17 protein-coding genes are annotated in these 19,356 nt (G+C 71.3%); 11 read left to right on the forward strand and 6 right to left on the reverse strand.

Translation table 11 applies throughout. The features are described 5' to 3' along the window. The first annotated feature begins 92 nt into the window (after positions 1–92). From BJ964_RS15645 to BJ964_RS15650, 3 genes are all read left to right on the forward strand, one after another. On the forward strand, positions 93–995 hold the full coding sequence (locus BJ964_RS15645; protein WP_307838006.1) for a nucleotide-binding protein: 903 nt from the start codon (positions 93–95) through the stop codon (positions 993–995). Further along, positions 877–2,634: a hypothetical protein gene (locus BJ964_RS49100; protein WP_316253960.1), complete on the forward strand. Its 1,758-nt coding sequence runs from the start codon at positions 877–879 to the stop codon at positions 2,632–2,634. Before BJ964_RS15645 ends, BJ964_RS49100 begins: the two co-directional genes overlap by 119 nt. 284 nt (positions 2,635–2,918) lie before the next feature. Continuing rightward, on the forward strand, positions 2,919–3,551 hold the full coding sequence (locus BJ964_RS15650) for a TIGR03086 family metal-binding protein (protein WP_188121345.1): 633 nt from the start codon (positions 2,919–2,921) through the stop codon (positions 3,549–3,551). A gap of 176 nt (positions 3,552–3,727) precedes the next feature. Here the strand turns inward: BJ964_RS15650 and BJ964_RS15655 are convergent, their stop codons facing one another. Continuing rightward, positions 3,728–5,866 (reverse strand): transglycosylase domain-containing protein, encoded by a 2,139-nt coding sequence (locus BJ964_RS15655; protein WP_188121346.1) that lies wholly within the window; start codon positions 5,864–5,866, stop codon positions 3,728–3,730. Between the two features lie 26 nt (positions 5,867–5,892). Here BJ964_RS15655 and cobC point away from each other — a divergent pair, with 26 nt between their 5' ends. Genes cobC through cobA form a run of 3 tightly spaced genes read left to right on the forward strand, consistent with a single transcriptional unit; the run spans position 5,893 to position 9,256 of the window. Then, on the forward strand, positions 5,893–7,002 hold the full coding sequence (gene cobC / locus BJ964_RS15660; RefSeq protein ID WP_188126971.1) for an Rv2231c family pyridoxal phosphate-dependent protein CobC: 1,110 nt from the start codon (positions 5,893–5,895) through the stop codon (positions 7,000–7,002). Continuing rightward, positions 6,999–8,051 carry a nicotinate-nucleotide--dimethylbenzimidazole phosphoribosyltransferase gene (cobT, locus tag BJ964_RS15665; RefSeq protein WP_188121347.1) on the forward strand — a complete coding sequence of 351 codons (1,053 nt, stop codon included), beginning with the start codon at positions 6,999–7,001 and terminating at the stop codon, positions 8,049–8,051. The genes cobC and cobT overlap by 4 nt, the downstream gene beginning before the upstream one ends. Beyond that, positions 8,048–9,256 (forward strand): uroporphyrinogen-III C-methyltransferase, encoded by a 1,209-nt coding sequence (gene cobA, locus BJ964_RS15670; RefSeq protein WP_188121348.1) that lies wholly within the window; start codon positions 8,048–8,050, stop codon positions 9,254–9,256. Before cobT ends, cobA begins: the two co-directional genes overlap by 4 nt. 60 nt (positions 9,257–9,316) lie before the next feature. On the opposite strand, the gene BJ964_RS15675 is transcribed toward cobA, so the two are convergent. After that, a complete protein-coding gene (locus BJ964_RS15675) occupies positions 9,317–10,723 on the reverse strand; it encodes an alpha,alpha-trehalose-phosphate synthase (UDP-forming) (RefSeq protein WP_188121349.1) in 1,407 nt (468 codons plus the stop codon). Between the two features lie 192 nt (positions 10,724–10,915). Here BJ964_RS15675 and BJ964_RS15680 point away from each other — a divergent pair, with 192 nt between their 5' ends. The 5 genes from BJ964_RS15680 (at position 10,916) to BJ964_RS15700 (ending at position 14,919) form a co-directional block, all read left to right on the forward strand. Next, on the forward strand, positions 10,916–11,374 hold the full coding sequence (locus BJ964_RS15680) for a hypothetical protein (RefSeq protein WP_229806850.1): 459 nt from the start codon (positions 10,916–10,918) through the stop codon (positions 11,372–11,374). A 95-nt stretch (positions 11,375–11,469) separates the two neighbouring features. Next, on the forward strand, positions 11,470–13,146 hold the full coding sequence (ettA, locus tag BJ964_RS15685; protein WP_188121351.1) for an energy-dependent translational throttle protein EttA: 1,677 nt from the start codon (positions 11,470–11,472) through the stop codon (positions 13,144–13,146). Next, positions 13,139–13,552 carry an acyl-CoA thioesterase gene (locus BJ964_RS15690; protein WP_183227756.1) on the forward strand — a complete coding sequence of 138 codons (414 nt, stop codon included), beginning with the start codon at positions 13,139–13,141 and terminating at the stop codon, positions 13,550–13,552. Before ettA ends, BJ964_RS15690 begins: the two co-directional genes overlap by 8 nt. Beyond that, positions 13,549–14,208 (forward strand): hypothetical protein, encoded by a 660-nt coding sequence (locus tag BJ964_RS15695; protein ID WP_188121352.1) that lies wholly within the window; start codon positions 13,549–13,551, stop codon positions 14,206–14,208. The genes BJ964_RS15690 and BJ964_RS15695 overlap by 4 nt, the downstream gene beginning before the upstream one ends. A gap of 129 nt (positions 14,209–14,337) precedes the next feature. Further along, positions 14,338–14,919, forward strand: a complete 582-nt coding sequence (locus BJ964_RS15700; protein WP_188121353.1) for a type III secretion system chaperone family protein — start codon at positions 14,338–14,340, stop codon at positions 14,917–14,919. Positions 14,920–15,050: 131 nt separating this feature from the next. Here BJ964_RS15700 and BJ964_RS15705 read toward each other — a convergent pair whose 3' ends face one another. From BJ964_RS15705 to BJ964_RS15715, 4 genes are all read right to left on the reverse strand, one after another. After that, positions 15,051–16,319 carry a delta-60 repeat domain-containing protein gene (locus BJ964_RS15705; RefSeq protein ID WP_188121354.1) on the reverse strand — a complete coding sequence of 423 codons (1,269 nt, stop codon included), beginning with the start codon at positions 16,317–16,319 and terminating at the stop codon, positions 15,051–15,053. Positions 16,320–16,382: 63 nt separating this feature from the next. Beyond that, on the reverse strand, positions 16,383–16,772 hold the full coding sequence (locus BJ964_RS47940; protein WP_229806851.1) for a globin: 390 nt from the start codon (positions 16,770–16,772) through the stop codon (positions 16,383–16,385). Continuing rightward, positions 16,769–18,046, reverse strand: coding sequence for an MFS transporter (locus tag BJ964_RS15710; protein ID WP_229806852.1), 1,278 nt, complete (start codon positions 18,044–18,046; stop codon positions 16,769–16,771). Before BJ964_RS15710 ends, BJ964_RS47940 begins: the two co-directional genes overlap by 4 nt. Positions 18,047–18,245: 199 nt before the next feature. Then, positions 18,246–19,337 carry a mechanosensitive ion channel family protein gene (locus BJ964_RS15715; protein ID WP_188121355.1) on the reverse strand — a complete coding sequence of 364 codons (1,092 nt, stop codon included), beginning with the start codon at positions 19,335–19,337 and terminating at the stop codon, positions 18,246–18,248. Positions 19,338–19,356: the final 19 nt, after the last annotated feature.

Raw genomic sequence — 19,356 nt, forward strand, 5'->3', positions numbered from 1 at the left:
GTAGTCTGCGACATCCGGCAGTCGACGAGAAGTGGCGGCCGCCTGCGGAAACCTCGGGGGAGACATTGATCACCGCCCAGCCTCGTCTGGTCGTGAGCGCGCCGTCGTCCGGCCACGGCAAGACGGCCATCGCCGTGGGACTGCTCGCCGCGCTCAGCGGACGCGGCATCCCGACCGCGGGCTTCAAGGTCGGCCCGGATCACACCGACGCGGCGTACCTCGGACTGGCCGCCGGCCGCCCCGGCCGCAACCTCGACCCGCGCCTGGTCGGCGCGCAGCGTGTCGCGCCGCTCTTCGCGCACGGCGCGTCCGGTGCGCAGGTCACCGTCATCGAAGGCGCGATGGGCCTGTTCGACAGCCTCACCGGTCAGCCGGAGGTCGACGGCACCGCATCGGTCGCCGCCGCGCTGCGGGCCCCGGTCGTGCTGGTGGTGGACGTCGCCGCGATGGGCCACTCGCTGGCCGCGCTCGTCCACGGCTTCCGGATGTTCGACGAGATGGTGCACCTGGGCGGCGTCATCCTGAACCGGGTCGCCTCCGAACGGCACGAACAGATGCTGCGCAGCGCGATGGACGACATCGGCATGCCGGTGCTCGGCGCCCTGCACCGCGGTGACCTTCCCAACGTGCTGCCCGCCCGGTCACACGGGCTCGTTCCGGTCGCCCACCGGACCGTCGAGGCCGGCCGCGCCGTGCGCCGCCTCGGCGAGGCGGTGGCGAGCGCCCTCGACATGGAGCGTCTGATGGCGCTCGCCGCGTCAGCGCCGCCGATCCCCGGCCCGCTCTGGACCCCGGCCGAGGCGGCCGGGGACGTCCCGTTCGATCAGCGGCCACTGATCGCCCTGGCCGGCGGCCAGGGGCGCCCCCTACACCTACGTGGAGACTGCCGAGTTGCTCACCGCGGCCGGCGCCGACGTCGCGGTCGTCGATCCGCTGCGCGACGAGGCACTCCCTCCGGGCACGCGCGGCCTTGTGGTCGGTGCGGGCCTTCCTGAGGGGTACGCGGAAGAGCTCTCCGCCAATCGCCGCCTCTGTTCGGCCGTCGCCCAGTTCGCCCGGGACGGCTGGCCGGTGGTGGCCGAGGGCGTCGCCCTGCCGTGGCTCGGCCGTGAACTCGACGGGCGTCCCATGTGCGGTGTCCTCGACGCCACCGCCACCACCGGAGAGCAGACCGTCGCCGGCTACCGCGAGGCGACCGCCCCCGGCATGTCCGTGCTGGCGCCCGCGGGCGCCCGGATAACCGGCTACAAACAGCACCGGGCGGTGGTCACCCCTCGCTCCGGCGCGAACCCGGCCTGGACCTGGTCCGGCGGGAATCCGGAAGGCTTCGTCTGGCGCCAGGTGCACGCCTCACAGCTGGGCCTGCACTGGGCGGCCGCCCCGGAGATCGCCCGCCGCCTGGTCGCGGCCGCGCACGCCGGCCCGCAGGGTCCCGGATCGTCGCACCCGGCGGGCATGCCCTCGGCCCCGCCGCAAGGCATGCCGTCCGGGTCCCCGTCCGGCCCGCCGCCCGGCATGCCGCAAGGTGTTCCGTCCGGCCCACAGGGCATGCCCGCGGGTTCCCCATCCGGGATGCCGCCCGGAATGGTGCCGGCCGGCCACCCCGCGATGGTTCCGGCCGGGGCCGGCCTGTCGCCGGTCCAGGGCTCGCCGGCCGGCCCCGGCGCCGCGCAGGGTGTCCCGGACACCGTGGTCCTCACCACCTCGAGCCAGGTCTCCTCGAGCGCGGCCTCCGGCATGCCGCACGGCATGAACCATCCCGGCCACAACGGTCCCGGCTCCGGCCTGCCGGGCGCAGACGTGTACGGCCAGGACTTCCCGGGCCATGACGCTCCGGGCCAGGGCGCCTTCGGCCCCGATCTTCCGGAGCGCGGCGCGCCGGGCCAGGGCGCTTTCGGCTCCGATTTTCCGGAACGGGGCGTTTCCGTCCCCGGTCAGTCCGTCCCCGGTCAGTCCGTCCCCGGTCAGTCCGTCCCCGGTCAGCCCGGTCCGGGCGGGTTCGGGCCCGGTAATGGCCAGTCCGGTCCGGGCGGGTTCGGGTCCGGTAATGGCCAGTCCGGTCCGGGCGGGTTCGGGCCCGGTAATGGCCAGTCCGGTCCGGGCGGGTTCGGGCCCGGTAATGGCCAGTCCGGCCCAGGTGGGTTCGGACCCGGTAATGGCCGGTCCGGTCCGGGTGGGTTTGCGCCCGGTAATGGCCAGTCCGGTCCGGACGGGTCCGGCTCCGGCCAATCCGGTTCGGGCGGCTCCGGCTCCGGCCAATCCGGGCCAGGTGGGTTCGGGCCCGGTAATGGCCAATCCGGTCCTGGTGGGTTCGGGCCCGGCTCCGGCCTACCGGGTCACGGCGCGCCCGGCCAGGGCATGCCGACCAGCCCTGGCCCGGCCATGTCACCTGGCCAGGGAATGCCGCTCAACCCGGCCATGCCACCCGGCCAGGCAATTTCACCCGGCCAGGCCATGCCACCCTCCGCGGGACCGATCGTCCTACAGGGGCAGGTGCTGCCCCCGCTCGGACGCCAGGGCAACGGCAGGCCTCAAGGCGACATGCCCGGCCCGGATCACGGGATGCCGACCGGCCCGGGCGGCCCCGCCCACCCCGACGACCACGCGGCCCCGGACTTCCCCGTCCATTCCTGACCGCTCGTCCCGCGAAATGCCACCGCCGGCCGGGATTCCGTCTGTTCGAGGCCGGTTCCCCAGCCTCGGTGGGTGGCCTGAAGCGAGGCGATTTGTCTCTTGTCACCGGGCCGAGAAGGTCGCCGGCCGGCGGGCGGAGCCCGAGCAGGCCGTCCGTTGCCGCGGGCGGGTGTGGGGGTTCGCCGCCGGAAGCGGCCCAGCGTGCGAAAGGCCGGATCTCGGGCTGCGAAGTTGTCGTACCCCCCTCGTACCGTGAGGGCTACGAGAACCGAAGGAGGTGGATCGTGGCCGATCGTGTGCCGCTGGATTTCGACCCGCCGGTTCGTCAGATCAGAGCCCTGCTGTTGGGGGTCGACGATCGTGACCTGACCGCCCCGACGCCCTGCCCGGGCTGGCCGGTCGCCGCGCTGCTCGATCATCTGATGGGTCTGGCCCACGCTTTCACCTTGGCCGCCCGCAAGCGTTCGGGCGCGGACGGCCCACCACCCGAGCCGTCCGCCGACCACCTGTCCCGGCACTGGCGCAGTCGGCTTCCGGTGCTGCTGGCCGAGTTGTCCATGGCGTGGAAGGATCCGGCCGCCTGGACCGGCACGGCGCAGGCGGGCGGTGTCACCATGCCCGCCACCGCGATGGGCGCCGTCGCGATGAATGAGCTGGTCATGCACGGGTGGGATCTCGCCCGCGCGACAGGTCAGGACTACGCCGCCGACCCGCGCGCCCTGGAGCAGTTGATCGAGTTCCTCGGGCAGGGTCCGGCCGAGGGCACGCCGGGCCTGTTCGGTCCACGCGTGCCGGTCGCCCCGGAGGAGGATCTGCTGGCCCAGGCGCTGGGCCTGGCCGGCCGCGATCCGGCCTGGCGACCACCCCGCCGCCGGCCGGCCAAACCCGCCCGGCCGGTCCTCCCCGCCCGCGACTGAGTCCGGCCGGTCCTTCCGGCCCGCGACTGAGTCCGGCCGGTCCTTCCGGCCCGCGACTGAGGCCGGTCGGCTCGCGTCGCCCGTCGGCGCTCTCGGAGTGCGGCCGGCGCCGATGGGTGCCCGTCAGCCGCCGGGCCGGTGAGGCGCGCCGGGCAGGGGCGGCCGGGCAGGGATCGTCACCAGGCGAGATTGTCGGAGGGCGGGGTGAATTTGAGTTGGGGCTGGTCCTGGAGGGCGTCCCGCAAGGTCTGGGCGACCGTGTATTTCGACATCGTCGAGCGGCCCGAGCCGACCAGATGCTCCGGGTTGTCCGGGTCGGCGACGAAGGCGGAGGCCGCCAGCTGCGGGGTGTAACCGCTGAACCAGGCGGTCTTGTTGCCGTCCGTCGTGCCGCTCTTGCCGGCGACCGGGCGCTGCATGACGCCGTAGACCAGCGAGGAGGTGCCCCAGCCGCAGTGGCCGCGCGCCGCGCCGTAACCGGTGACGCAGCGGGCCGCGTCGGTGGCCGCGCGCGCGACGTTGGCCTTGACGGCCTGGTGGCAGCGGGGCGCGGCGACCAGGCGTTCCTGGTGGACGGCGTGGGTTCCGTCGGGGTTGCGGATGCTGAGCACCGGCAGCGGCTCGCAGTAGCGGCCCTCCGCGGCCAGGGTGGCGAAGACGTTCGCCATCTCGACCGGGGTGGCGTCGCTGACGCCCAGGGTGAAGGCGCCCCAGCCGGGGGCGTGTTCCTTGGTGGCGAGCTCCTTGTCGACGGCGGTGCGCCAGCGCAGCCCGAGGCGTTCCGCCATCCGCACCGCCTTGTCCGCGCCGACCCGCTGTTCCAGCTGTACGAAGTAGGTGTTGACCGATTTGCCGAAGCCGCTCCACATGGTCTGTGTGCCGGTCATCGACTCGCTGGAGTTCTTCGGGCACCAGTAGATGCCGCAGGTGGCCGGCCCGGGTGCGGTGATGTATTGGGAGACGAACCGTTGCGGCGCGTAGAAGGAGGTGGACAGTGGCAGCCCGGATTCCAGGGCGGCCAGCAGCGTGAAGATCTTGAAGGTGGAGCCGGCCTGATATCCGGCCATGTCGCCGCCACCGAGCAGCGGGTTGACCGTGTTGGGGTAGTTGCCCTTCTCGCCGTCCTTGCGCCTGTCGGTGTGCCGCCCGTTGTCCTCCTGGTCCAGCGAGTAGTTCCGGTTGACGGCCATGCTCAGCACCCGTCCGGTGCCGGGCTGCACCACGACCTGTCCGTGGGCGAAGGGGCTGCCGCGGCCTTCCTTCTCCAGTACGTGCCGCAGCGCGTACCGCTGGATCTCGGGGTCCATGGAGGTGACCACCCGGTAGCCTCCGCGGCGCAGTTGGGCCTCGCGTTCCTGGGGGTTGCTGCCGAAGGCGGGCTGTTCACGCCACCAGCTCTTGAAGTAGTCGCAGAAGAAGCCCCAGTCGTTGTGCTTCTCCGCCACCGACACGCAGTCGTTGGGCGGCGTGCTCAATTTGAGCCTGATCCTCGATTTGAGGGCGGTGGCGGCCTGCTCGGCGGTGATCGTGTTCATCTTCCGCATCTGGTCGATGACGTAGTTGCGCCGGTCCAGGGCGGCGCCCCGGTCGTTGGTCGCCGGGTCGTAGGCGGAGGGTGCCTTGACCAGCCCGGCGAGCAGTGCCGCCTCGGTGAGGGTGAGGTCGCGCGGCGCCTTGGAGAAGAAGACCTGGGAGGCGGCGAAGATGCCGTAGGCGCGGTGCCCGAAGTAGGCGGCGTTGAGGTAGCGCTCGAGGATCTCGTCCTTGCTGAGCCGCTGCTCCACCTCGATGGCGAGCCGCATCTCGCGCAGCTTGCGGGTGGCGGTCTGCTCGGTCGCCTTGAGTGCCTCGGTCGGGGTCTTGGCGCTGTCCCGCAGCGCCATCCGCACGTACTGCATGGTGAGTGTGGACGCGCCCTGGGAGACCCCGCCCGCCTGCTGGTTGGCGACGAAGGCCCGGGCCACCCCCTTGGGGTCGACGCCGTTGTGCTCGTAGAAGCGGGTGTCCTCGGAGGCCACGATCGCCTTGACCAGGTATGGCGACATGTCGTCCAGGTCGGTGTGCTTGCGGTGTTCCTCGTAGAACATCGTGAGCAGTGTCTTGCCGTCGGCCGCGTAGACGTAGCTGGTCTGGGCCGGCGGTGTCTCGGTGAGCTGTTCCGGCATGTTCTCCAGCGCCTCGGTGCCGGCCTTGACCCCCATGCCGGCCAGCGCGGTGAAGGGGTAGGAGAGGCCGGCGAGGACCAGTCCGGCGATGAGCCCGGCCCGGATCAGCATGGCGACTTTTCCGGCTACGGTGAGGCGTCGGCTGGTCACCCTTCGAAGGTATGACAAAAAGCCTCATGTTCACCCGGAACGGCCGAAGTGTGGCGTGGTCGGCCGTCCGGCATGCTGAGCCCATGAGTTTCGACCTCGATCACCACGGCGACGCCGAGGTGGGGGCGGGCCTGATCGATCTCGCGGTCAACGTGCGGCATCAGGCCATGCCCGCCTGGCTGGCCGGGCCGATCGCGGAGTCGCTGGGCGCGCTCTCGGCGTACCCGGACGACCGCGCGGCCACCGCGGCCGTCGCGGCCCGGCACCGCCGGGATCCGGCCGAGGTGCTGCTCACCGCGGGCGCCGCCCAGGGGTTCGTGCTGCTCGCGCAGGCGTTGCGGGGCGCCCGCAGGCCGGTCGTGGTGCATCCGCAGTTCACCGAGCCGGAGGCGGCGCTGCGCAACGCCGGCCACCGGGTGGAGCGGGTGATCCTGCGCGAGCCGGACGGCTTCCGGCTCGATCCGGGCCTGGTTCCGGACGACTCCGACCTGGTCTTCGTCGGCAACCCGACCAACCCGACCTCGGTTCTGCACCCGGCCGCCGACGTGGCGAAACTGGCCCGGCCGGGCCGCGTGCTGGTGGTCGACGAGGCGTTCGCCGACACCACCTTCCGGCCGGGCGTGCCGGGTGAGCCGGAGTCCCTGGCCGAGCGCCGCGACCTGCCCGGTCTGGTGGTGGTGCGCAGCCTCACCAAGACCTGGGGCCTGGCCGGCCTGCGTATCGGCTACCTGCTCGGGCCGGCCGGCCTGCTGCGCCGGCTGGCCGCCGCGCAACCACTGTGGGCGGTCTCCACACCGGCGCTCGCCGCGGCCGCCGCCTGTGCCTCGCCGGTCGCTGTCGCGACCGAGCGGGAGATCGCGGCGGCGCTCGCCGCCGAGCGTGCCCATCTGGTGGAACGGTTGCGGCGAGTGCCGAGCGTCACGGTTCCGGGCGACCCGGCCTCCGCGTTCGTTCCGGTACGCCTCCCCGCCGCCGATCAGGTACGCGCTGAGCTGCGCCGACGTGGCTACGCGGTGCGCCGTGGCGACACCTTCCCGGGGCTGGGCCTCGACTGGCTCCGGATTGCGGTGCGCGACACTGCCACCACTGACGGATTCGTGCAGACTCTGACCGATGTGATCGAGGAGCGACCGTGACGCTGGAGACCACCCTGGCGGCCATCCGGCCCGCCGACGACGGGGCCATGACCGCCGCCCGCGAGTTGCAGGCCCGGCTCACCAAGCCGGCCGGTTCGCTGGGCGTGCTGGAGGAGCTGTCGGTGCGCCTCGCCGGGCTGGCCGGGGTGTGCCCGCCGCCGCTGCCGGAGCCGGCCACCGTCGCGGTCTTCGCCGGCGACCACGGGGTGCACGCCCAGCGGGTGACGCCGTGGCCGCAGGAGGTCACCGCCCAGATGGTGGCGAACTTCGTGGCCGGCGGCGCGGTGGTCAACGCGTTCGCCCGCCAGGCCGGCGCGGACGTCATGGTGGTCGACGTCGGCGTCGCGATCCCGCTGCACGGCGGGCCGAACCTGCTGGACGCGAACGTGCGGCGGGGCACCCGGGACATGACGGAGGGCCCGGCGCTCACCCGCGAGGAGGCGCTGGCCGCCGTCGAGGTCGGCATCCAGGTCGCTACGACCCTCGTCGACCAGGGCGCCCGCGCGCTGCTCACCGGCGACATGGGGATCGCCAACACGACCCCTGCCGCGGCGCTGATCGCCGCGTTCACCGGCGCGTCCGCGGCGGCGGCGACCGGGCGGGGCACCGGCGTCGACGACGAGACGTACCAGCACAAGATCTCCGTGGTGGCGGCCGCCCTCCAGCGGCACGCGCCCGACCCCGCCGACCCGCTGGGCGTGCTCGCCGCGGTCGGCGGCCTGGAGCACGCCGCGCTGACCGGGTTCATCCTGGGCGCCGCCGCGCGTCGCGTACCGGTGATCGTCGACGGTGTGATCGCGGCGTCGGCCGCGGTCGCGGCGGCGGCCTTCGCCCCGGACTCGGTGGCCGCCATGGTCGCCGGGCACCGTTCCGCCGAGCCGGGCGCCGGTGTGGCGCTCACTCACCTCGGCCTGGACCCGTTGCTCGACCTGGGTATGCGCCTCGGCGAGGGCAGCGGCGCGGTGCTGGCCCTGCCCGTCGTGTCGGCCGCGGTCCGCGTGCTGCACGAGGTGGCGACGTTCGATTCAGCGGGAGTGTCCGAGAAGTGAGCATCTATCCGTTGGGTCTGCGGATCGAGGGACGCCGCGTGCTGGTGGTCGGCGGTGGCACGGTCGCCACCCGCCGGGTGCCGGCGCTGATCGCGGCGGGCGCCCGGGTCGAGATCGTGGCGCCGGAGCTGACCCCCACGCTGCAGGGGCACGTCGACGCCGGCCGGGCCGTCTGGACGCCGCGGCGCTTCGCGCCCGCCGACGTCGAGGGCGCGTGGCTGGTCCATGTCGCGATCGACGATCCGGAGGCGGCGGCACAGGTCAGCCTGGCGGCCGAGGAACACCAGATCTTCTGCGTACGGGCGGACGACCGCGATGCGGCGACGGCGTGGACCCCGGCCGTCACCCGGCACGGCCAGGTGACCGTGGCGGTCACCGACGGTGGCGACCGTCGCCGTGCCATGGCGGTGCGCGACATGGTGGCCGGCGTGCTGGAGGCCACCCCACCGGCCGCGCCCGAGCTCAAGGGGGTGGCCCTGGTCGGGGCCGGCCCCGGCGACCCTGAGCTGATCACCGTGAAGGGCCGCCGCCTGCTCGCCGCCGCCGACGTGGTGGTGGCCGACCGGCTGATCCCCGGCGTGCTCCTCGGCGAGCTGCGCCCCGAGGTCGAGCTGATCGACGCCGCCAAGATCCCGTACGGTCCGCAGGCCGCCCAGGAGGAGATCAACCGCATCCTGGTGGACCGGGCGAGCCAGGGGCGGTTCGTGGTCCGGCTCAAGGGCGGCGACAACTTCGTCTTCGGCCGTGGCGGCGAGGAGGCGCTCGCGTGCGCCCGGGCCGGTGTGCCGGTGCTGGTCGTCCCCGGGGTGACCAGCTCGATCGCGGCTCCCGCCCTGGCCGGCATCCCGGTCACCCACCGCGGGGTGGCGCACGAGTTCACGGTCATCTCCGGCCACATCCCGCCGGACCACCCGGACACGCTCGTCGACTGGGCGGCGCTGGCCCGGATGCGCGGCACCGTCGTGGTGATGATGGGCCTGAAGAACCTGCCGCGGATCGCCGAGCGGCTGATCGCGGAGGGCCGCTCGGCGGACACCCCGGTCGCGGTCGTGCAGGAGGGGTCGACGGCCCACCAGCGGTCGCTGACCAGCACTCTCGGCGCGGTGGCCGAGGCGACCGCGACGGCGGGGATCCGGACTCCGGCGGTCGTCGTGATCGGCGACGTCGTCACGGTGGGGGAGAGTCTCACGCTCGCTTCGAACTGAAGCGCGCGTCACGCGTACCGGAAGAAAGGGCGCCGGGCCGAAACGGCCCGGCGCCCGATCTCAATCCCCGGCCTTCTCGTCGTCGACGGCTAGCTCGTCGAGGAACGACTTCGCCCACCGGGCCACGTCGTGGGTCCGCAGATGGCGCTGCATGACCCGCATCCGGCGTTTGAGTTCCGGCCGTTCGGCGCCGACCGCCCGCAGCAGCGCGTCCTTCACGCCGTCCGGGTCGTGCGGGTTGCAGAGGAACGCCTGGCGCAGCTCGGTGGCGGCGCCCGCGAACTCGCTGAGCACCAGCGCGCCGCCGGTGTCGCCGCGGCAGGCGATGTACTCCTTGGCGACCAGGTTCATGCCGTCGCGCAGCGGGGTCACCATCATCACGTCGGCCGCCGCGTACATCGCGGCCAGCTCCTGTTTGCTGACCGACTGGTGCAGGTAGTGCACGGCCGGCGTGCCGACCCGGCCGAACTCGCCGTTGATCCGGCCGACCTCGCGCTCCACCCGCACCCGCAGCGTCTGGTAGTGCTCGACCCGCTCCCGGCTCGGCGTGGCGACCTGCACCATCACCGCCTCACCGACGTTGAGCTTGCCGTCGGCGAGCAGTTCGCGGAACGCCTTGAGGCGCAGCTCGATGCCCTTGGTGTAGTCGAGCCGGTCGACGCCGAGCACGATGGTCTTCGGATCGCCCAGCTCGGCCCGGATCTGCTTGGCCCGGGCCTGCACCGCCGGGTCGGCGGCGAGCTTCTCCATGTCGGCGGTGTCGATGCTGATCGGGAAGGCGCCGGCCTTGACGCGCCGGCCGTCCACCTGGATCGACTGGCCCTCGTAGCGCAGCCCGAGCAGGTGCCGGGCCAGGCGGACGAAGTTCTGTGCGGCCAGCCGCTGCTGGAAGCCGACCAGGTCGGCGCCGAGCAGCCCGCGCAGGACCTCGGCCCGGAACGGCATCTGCATGAACAGCTCGATCGGTGGGAACGGGATGTGCAGGAAGAACCCGATCCGCAGGTCCGGGCGCATCTCCCGCAGCATGGCCGGGACCAGCTGCAACTGGTAGTCCTGCACCCAGACGGTGGCGCCCTCGGCCGCCACCTCCGCCGCGGCCTGCGCGAACCGGTGGTTGACCACCCGGTACGCCTCCCGCCAGCGTCGCTTGTAGACGGGCGTCTCCACCGCGTCGTGGTAGAGCGGCCAGATCGTCGCGTTGGACTGACCCTCGTAGTAGCGCTCCAGCTCCTCGGCGCTGAGCGGAACGGGGTGGATGTGGATGCCTTCGAGATCGAATGGATCGTGCGCTGGGCCGTCCCCGCCGGCCCAGCCGATCCAGGTGCCGCGGTGCTGGGCCAGCACCGGATGAAGGGCCGTGACCAGGCCACCCGGACTCGGGCGCCACTGTTTCTCACCGTCCGTCGTGGTGACCTCGTCCACTGGCAGACGGTTGGCGACGACGACGAAGGAACTTCGTTGGGCCACGCTGAGTACACCTCCGAGTGGTTTCTGTTCCCAAGGTGAGCCTACTGTGTGTAAGCTCCCGCCCTCTCACCGCGTCTGCTCGGCCACGCGGGCCGATGCGTGATGGACCCGCCGGGAACCGGGTGTCATCCTGTGCCGGTGACACCGCTCGATGATCATTCCCACCGACGGCGGCCGTTGTTCATCCCTGTGGTGATCGCCACGGCGGTGCTGACGGTCGGCGGCTTGGTCACCGGGTATCTGCTCTCCCGCGGCCGTGAGCCGCACAACCCCGAACCGGGCATCTCGCAGGGGCCCAGCCTGCTGACGACGGGGCCGTTGTGCCGGCCGGAGACGCAGGCGATGGGGGAGAAGGCGGGCGCCGTCGGCGAGTTGCGCCAGGTGCTGCGCGTGCGGACCGAGAGCCGTACGGTCGTCTGGATCTGCCAGGACGAGGCGGCGAACCTCTACTACCACGCCAACAAGGGCGGCGGTGAGGCCAAATGGGTGGAGAACAAGACGGCGCTTTTCCTCGCCGGCGTGCGGCACAACGACGCCGGTGAGTTCTGGGCCGCGGCCGAGGACGGCGCGATCTTCGTGGTGACCGCCGACAAGCTGATCATCACCCACGAGGACGGCCGGGCCGAGGAACAGGACGTCGTCCCGGAGTGACAGCCGGGGTTGTCGTTCGCCGCGCGCGGGCAGGTGGAAAGATTGTCCTTTGATTCCGGCACCGAAAACCCACGATCTCGGAGGTAGGGCACACCGTGGCCCAGTTCATCTACGTCCTGGAGAAGGCGCGTAAGGCGCACGGCGACAAGGTCGTGCTCGACAACGTGACGCTGAACTTCCTGCCAGGCGTCAAGATCGGTGTGGTCGGCCCGAACGGCGCCGGTAAGTCCAGCCTGCTGAAGATCATGGCCGGCCTGGACACGCCGAGCAACGGCGAGGCCCGGCTCATGCCCGGTTACACGGTCGGCATGCTCGCGCAGGAGCCGCCGCTGAACGAGGAGAAGACGGTCCTCGGCAACATCGAGGAAGCGGTCGCGGAGACCAAGGCCAAGCTCGACCGGTTCAACAAGATCGCCGAGCAGATGGCCACCGACTACACCGACGAGCTGATGGAGGAGATGGGCAAGCTCCAGGAGGAGCTGGACCACTCCAACGCGTGGGACATCGACGCCCAGCTCGAACTCGCGATGGACGCGCTGCGCTGCCCGGCGCCGGACGCCGACGTCACCCAGCTCTCCGGTGGTGAGCGCCGTCGTGTCGCGCTCTGCAAGCTGCTGCTCGAGGCGCCCGACCTGCTGCTGCTCGACGAGCCGACCAACCACCTCGACGCCGAGAGTGTGAACTGGCTGGAGCAGCACCTGTCCAAGTACGCCGGCACGGTCATCGCGATCACCCACGACCGGTACTTCCTGGACAACGTCGCCACCTGGATCCTCGAACTGGACCGCGGTCACGCGTACCCGTACGAGGGCAACTACTCCACCTACCTGGACAAGAAGGCCGCCCGCCTCGCGGTGCAGGGCCGTAAGGACCAGAAGCTGCAGAGGCGCCTCACCGAGGAGCTCGAGTGGGTCCGGTCCAACGCCAAGGCCCGGCAGACCAAGAGCAAGGCCCGTCTCGAGCGGTACGAGGAGATGGCCACCGAGGCGGAGAAGACCCGGAAGCTGGACTTCGAGGAGATCCAGATCCCGCCGGGCCCGCGTCTCGGCAACACGGTCATCGAGGCGAAGGACCTGGTCAAGGGCTTCGACGGCCGTACCCTGATCGATGAACTGTCGTTCTCGCTGCCGCGCAACGGCATCGTCGGCATCATCGGCCCGAACGGCGTCGGCAAGACCACGCTGTTCAAGACCATCGTCGGCCTGGAGCAGGCGGACGCCGGTGCGGTGCGGGTCGGTGAGACGGTCAAGCTGTCCTACGTCGACCAGAACCGGGCCGGCCTGGACGGCAGCAAGACCGTCTGGGAGGTCGTCTCCGACGGTCTCGACTACATGATGGTCGGCAAGGTCGAGATGCCGTCCCGCGCCTACGTCGCCGCCTTCGGCTTCAAGGGCCCGGACCAGCAGAAACCGGTCAAGGTGCTCTCCGGTGGCGAGCGGAACCGGCTCAACCTCGCGATGACGCTGAAGATCGGCGGCAACGTGATCCTGCTCGACGAGCCGACCAACGACCTGGACGTGGAGACGCTCTCCAGCCTGGAGAACGCGCTGCTGGAGTTCCCCGGCTGCGCCGTGGTCATCTCCCACGACCGGATGTTCCTGGACCGGGTCACCACGCACATGCTGGCCTGGGAGGGCACCGACGAGGACCCGGACAAGTGGTTCTGGTTCGAGGGCAACTTCGATGCGTACGAGAAGAACAAGATCGACCGGCTGGGCGCCGAGGCGGCCCGACCGCACCGGGTGACCTACCGCAAGCTCACCCGTGACTGAGCGTTTCATATACGACGTGCCCGTGCGCTGGTCCGACATGGACGCGTACGGGCACGTCAACAACGCTCGCTTCCTCACCCTCTACGAGGAGGCGCGGGTGGCGATGTTCTTCGTCGGGGCCCGGGCGCACGGCCTGGGCTCCTTCGAGGAGGGCATCGTGATCGCCCGCCACGAGATCGACTACGTGCGGCCGATCGACTTCGGCGACCCGGTCCGCATCGAGATGTGGGTCTCCGAGCTGCGGGCCGCGGCGTTCACGGTCTCCTACGAGCTCTTCGACGACGGTGTGCTGGCCAGCCGGGCGAAATCCGTGTGTGTGCCGTACAACCTGGTCAAGGGGCATCCGCGCCGGCTCTCCGACGCCGAGCGGGAGTTCCTGGCGCCGTACGTCGAGGACCGGTCATGAGTTCGCACGGCCTGCTCGGGGTTCCCGATGCGGGCGCGTTCCTGGCACGGCTCACCCGGCTCGATCCGGCCGCGCCGGTCCGGCTCCGGTCGTCCGGCGGGCGGACCGCACTCTGGGCCCGGCTTCCCTGGGAGGTGCTGGTCACCCGTGAGGTGGCCGGTCCCGGACCGGGCGACGCCACGGTCTCCGCCGCCGAACTGCTGGCCGTGCTGGCCGCGGGCGGGGAGTCCCTGCCGGAGCGCCGGGACACGCAGTGGCGGTGGCCGCTGCCACCGCCCGCCAGCCGGGCCGTCGAGTCGATCTCCGGCGCCGAGCTGGCACAGCTGGCCGCGGCGGCCGCCGGGACGCTGCGGGAGGTCGCGTCGGGCGGCTTCCCGGGCCGGGCGGTCGGGCAGCGCGCGGTCCGCGACGCACTCCTTGATCACGTCGCGCTGGTCGTCACGCCCGAGGACGGCGCGCCCGTACAGATCTCTCAGCGTCTCGTCCAGGCGGTCGCCCGGATGGGTTTCCTCGGTCCGAGGGACGCGGACCCCGTGGAGGCACGGGTTCGGGTGGCCGGCGGCTGGGTGGGAATTTCTGCACCATATGGAGTAGCTTGGCGACAGAGCGTTCACAAATTGACCGTTATGCCGATGGTGAGTCACCCGAAAGGGTGACGCCACCTCGTTCTTCCGGTTCCGCCCTCTCGTTAGGGGGATGACCTTCAGGAACGGTACGGGTACCGTCTGCCCTCGGATCCACTGCAACACCCGGCTCTGGGTCTGTTGGGGAGTGAGGTGCACACGATGCCGTGGTGGTCATGGCGTCCGGGATCGGCTACGAGCAATGAGCCGGATACCGGTGGCGAGGTGGCGGTGCAGAGCACCGTTCGCGTCGGTGTCCCGGCCCAGCGCGAGCCGAGCCGCTCCGGAGTTCCGTCCGAACTGTCCGCGACCGGATCGTCCGATCTGGTCCTGCCGGTGCAGCTCGCGCGTGTCGGTAAGGCGCTCGATCTGCTCGACATCCGGTTCCTCGCCGACGGCGGCGGCAGCCTCCTGGCGATGTGGGAGCGGCACGCCGTGCTGTTCACCCTGGAGGGGCCGGACGACGAGATCCTGGTGATGCGGGCCCGCCCGCACGCGACGGTCCCGCCGGACTGGGCCGACCGCGCCTACCGGGTGGTCAACGAGTGGAACCACACACGCCGCTTCTGCAAGGCCTACGTCGGTGACCCCACCGAGAGGGGCCAGCTCCCGATCTACGCGGAGCTGCAGGTCCCCCTCGCCGCGGGCGTCCACGACACCCTGCTGGTCGAGCTGCTCGACTGCGGCGCCGCGGTTGCCACGTCGTTCGTGGACTGGCTCCACGACGAAGGCGCTTTGCTTTAATTGCTTCGCTTCGCTCCGCGGCGATTCGCCTTGTAACCGGTGACTTGGGACCCGGTTTTCCGCCACCGCAAACCCCGCGGCGTCGAAGAACCGGGTCCCAAGTCACCGGCGGCGAATCGCGGTTGTGGTGGCTAGCGGAGGGGGAACAGGCCGACGCGGCCGTGGAACTCGCGGCCCAGTTGGTCGGTGTCCGAGCCGACGAGCAGGCCGTCCGGGGTGACCAGGAAGGTTCGCACGCCGACACCCCGCGACCGGGTGGGATTCCACTCCAGGGCCTTGCCGGTGCTCGGGTTGACCGCGCCGATACCGGGGCGGGAGACCGCGCCCGGCCCCGGTCCGTTGCCGTCCGTGCCGTACGGGTTGTCGAACCACCGCTGGTGCCCGCCCAGGTAGACGGCCGGCCCGGTGATCGCCACGGCGTACAGGGAGTCGCCGCCGGTGCGCTGCACCCACGTCGGGTTCAGCCGTCCGGTGGCCCGCACCTCGAACCGGGCGGCCGAGTCGCACAGCTTCTGCGCCGACGACGCCCGGCCGGTCGCCGCGACCACGACGTACGAGCCGTCCGGTGAGAACTTCACCTGCCGCAGGTAGGTGTCGAAGCCCTTCATGCAGGTCGGCTTGAACGCGTCGGTGTACCAGTTGGTCAGGATGGCCCCGGAGCCGCCGACGTCGAACTGCGCGATCTGGGTACGGTCCGCGCCGTTCGACCGCAGGAAGGCGCCGACCGCGATCAGCCGGTTGCCGTCCGGTGAGACGTCGAAGTGCTCCACCCGGGTCCGTTTCAGGCCCGGCCCGGCCAGCCGCGCGTCGAAGCCCTGGTCCACCGAGCCGGTCTCGCCGTTGAGCCGGACCAGCCCGACCCGCTGCACCCCGTTGACCGCCGAGAACGTGCCACCCGCGTAGAGCCGCTCACCCCGGCTGACCAGTGCCCGGATGTCACCCCAGTTGACCCGGGCGTTGAAGGAGCCGTACCGGCTGCCGTCACTGACCGACATCCGGGCGAGGCCGCGCTGTTGCGCCCCGTTGACGGTCTTGAACGCGCCACCCATGTACACCGAGTGGTCGGGTCCGGCGGCCAGCGAGTAGATCGCGCCGTCCACCTGCGGGGCGAAGGTCCGGATCACGCCGTCGTGCAGCCCGAACGCGAAGATGTTCTTCCGCGCGTAGGTCTGCCGGCGGCTGCTGTCGGCCACCTTGGTGAAGGCCCCGCCGACGACCACCGTGTCACCGACCAGGGCCAGCGACCACACCGTCCCATCGAGCACGTGCGGCGTCCAGTCCGCCGGATCGTCGGAGACCACCGACGGGTGCGCGCGGTCGGCCGTGGCCGGCACGGTATCGATCAGCGCCGGGACGGCGACGACCGCGACGGCGGCGGCAGCGAGCAGGCGACGGCGCATGAGATGGCTCCTGAGATCGTTAGTGACAATACGATCAACGAGCCATCGCCGGTCGCGACACTGTCAGTGTGCGGGCTCCGCGGTATCCATCGTGTTCACCATGAAATGTGCCGCTCGCTCGAGATAGTCCCAGAGCTCCGCCTCGTACGGCGTGGGCAGTTCGAGTGAGTCGACCGCCACCCGCATGTGCCGCAGCCAGGCGTCGCGGGCCTCCGCGTCGACCCGGAACGGCGCGTGCCGCATCCGCAGCCGGGGATGCCCGCGGTTGTCGGAGTACGTGCTGGGGCCACCCCAGTACTGGATGAGGAAGAGCGCGAACCGGTCGGCGGCCGGCCCCAGGTCCTCCTCCGGGTACATCGGGCGCAGCAGCGGGTCTTCCGCGACGCCCTCGTAGAACTTGTCCACGAGGCGCCGGAACGTGGGTTCGCCGCCGACGGCTTCGAAGAGGGTCACCTCTCCATCCTGCCAGCACCCGCGGCGGGTTCCGGCAGGCCCTGGCGTGGCCAGGACAGAACGATGAGAAGCATCACGACGGCGCCGCCGATGCTCCACAGCCCGACCACGAGCGGCAGCCGGAAATGGTCGGCCAGAAGGCCGGTGACGATGACGGCCGTGAACTGGGTGACCTGCACCCCGCTGCCGACGACCCCGAAGGCGCGGGCCCGGTAGCCGTCCGGCAGGGCCAGCGTGAAGTTCGCGTTGAGGGTCGGCAGCAGCGCGCCCTGGGTCAGCCCGGAGAGCATCACCAGCGCCGCGACGAACGGCGCCGGCGGCGCGAAGATCGACGGCACGAGAAGCAACGGCATGGACACCGCGAGGTACGGGACGAGCCGCGCCCGGCGCTGGGCGGGCACGAGCCGGCTGAACAGGATGCCGCCCAGGACGAACCCGAACGGCCCGGCCGCCATGATCAGGCCCTGGTCGACGTTCGACGCGCTGTGGCTCGGGGTGCCCTCGACGGCCCAGGCCGCGGCGAGCCCCTCCGGGACGATGGCGAAAATGGTGACCGTGAGCACCACGGTCACGATGGAGCGCAGCAGCGGATGGGAGAAGACCAGCCGGAATCCCTCGCCGGTCTCCCGCAGCAGGTGGGTCCGCCCGCCGTCCGGGTTCGTGGCCGGCCGCGGCCGCACCCCGAACGCCACCAGCAGCGCCGAGAACAGGAAGGTCAGGACGTCCAGGCCGAGGGCGATCCGCGGGGTGAGGGCGACGGCCAGGGTGGCGCCGGCCAGGTAGCCGACCACCTGTGCGGTCTGGCTCGCGGTCTGCTGCAACGCGGTGGCCAGGGGCAGCCGCTCCCGCCCGACCAGCTCCGGCAGCAGCGCCGAGCGGGCCGCCTGCGCGGGCGGCGCGGCGAGCCCGGCCAGCAGCAGGACGAGCAGCATCAACGGCACCGGCATGTGCGGCACCAGCAGCAGCGCGATCAGCGCCATCCGGGTCAGGTCCGCGACGATCATGACCCGGCGGTACGGGTACCGCTCGGCGATCGCGGACAGCAGCGGCCCGACGATCCAGGGCAGGAAGCCGACCGCGAACGAGGCCGCGGAGAGCAGCACCGACTGGCTCTTGTGGTAGACCAGCACCGTCACAGCGGCCCGGGACAGGTAGTCGCCGAGCCAGTTGATCAGGGTCGCGAGATAGACCGCGCGGTACTCACGGAGGCGGAAAAGGCTACGGAATGTAGCGTTCCCCCCACTGTGTGTAGCCGTACTGGGGTCGTTCGCCACCGAAGCCTCCATCGCTTTCGACGATCGTCGAAGCACGACGAAGGCCGGGTGCGCCCGCTGATCTCCGGGGGATGGGCGCGCCGCATGTGCAGAATCTGTAGCGGATTCTGCCCGATCGTCCTAGTCGATGCTAGTGAAGTCGAGTCGAAGATTGGCCGTTCGGGCGAGGTGGAATCGGGACCTGTGCCTTAAATGCTGGTCAGGTGGCTCCACCGGGCCGCTGCGGCTCGGTCGATGGAGGCGAGGAATTCTCGCCGCCACCGAGCCACGCGGGCGGAACGGCGCTGCGCGGCAGGAGCCGGGACGCCGCGATCCGCTCGGACAGTCCCGACGTCTCCAGTGACTCGGTCAGCGCCCGGCGCAGGTCCCGCTGGATCGCCACCTGACTGTCCGCGGTGGTCTTGGCGATCGTCCGGATCACCGCGCCGTCCACGGTGAGCTGCTCGACGCCGATCACCTCCGGCGGCTCCAGGAACTCGGTCTGGTGCTCCGGCTCGGTCGCCACCGACCCGGCGGCGGTCCTCAGGACGGCGATCGCCTCCTCCGAGCTGACGAAGCCGATCGGGATGTCGATCACGACCATCGCCCAGCCCTGGCTCTTGTTGCCGACCCGGACGATCTCACCGTTGCGGATGTACCACAGCACACCGCGGGCGTCGCGGACCGTGGTGATCCGCAGCCCGACGCTCTCCACCACACCGGTCGCCTCGCCCAGGTCGACCGTGTCGCCCACGCCGTACTGGTCCTCCAGCAGCATGAACAGGCCGGCGATCAGATCCTTGACCAGACTCTGCGCGCCGAAGCCGAGCGCCACACCGACGATGCCGGCGCTGGCCAGCAGCGGTCCGAGGTTGAAGCCGAGCTCAGCCATCACCAGCAGCGCGGCCATCGTGAAGACCACCGCGCTGACGAAACTGCGCAGCACCGAACCGATCGCCTCGGCCCGCTGCCGGCGCCGCTCCGGGATGAACTGTCCCTCCTCGGCGGTGACCGTCACCTTCTCCTTGAGCGGCCGCAGCAGCGCCGGCATCGAGGCGCGCGAGGTGCTCGACGCCAGCCGGGTGATGGCGCGGTGCAGCAGCCACCGGACGAGCATCGCGATCAGGATGATGCCGATGATCCGCAGTGGCTTGATCACCACCACGTAGCTGCTGTTGCCCAGCCACTGACTGCCGGTCCACTCGACCAGCCGGTCGCAGAGCACGTTTGCCCCGCACTCCTTCTCGACGTCGGGGCTCTTGAAGAACGACGGCGTCGAAGGACTCGGCGAGGGGGGAGCTAAGAGGAACACGGGGACAGAAGCTACCGGG

It is taken from the genome of Actinoplanes lobatus (assembly GCF_014205215.1).
In the GTDB taxonomy this organism is placed as follows: domain Bacteria; phylum Actinomycetota; class Actinomycetes; order Mycobacteriales; family Micromonosporaceae; genus Actinoplanes; species Actinoplanes lobatus.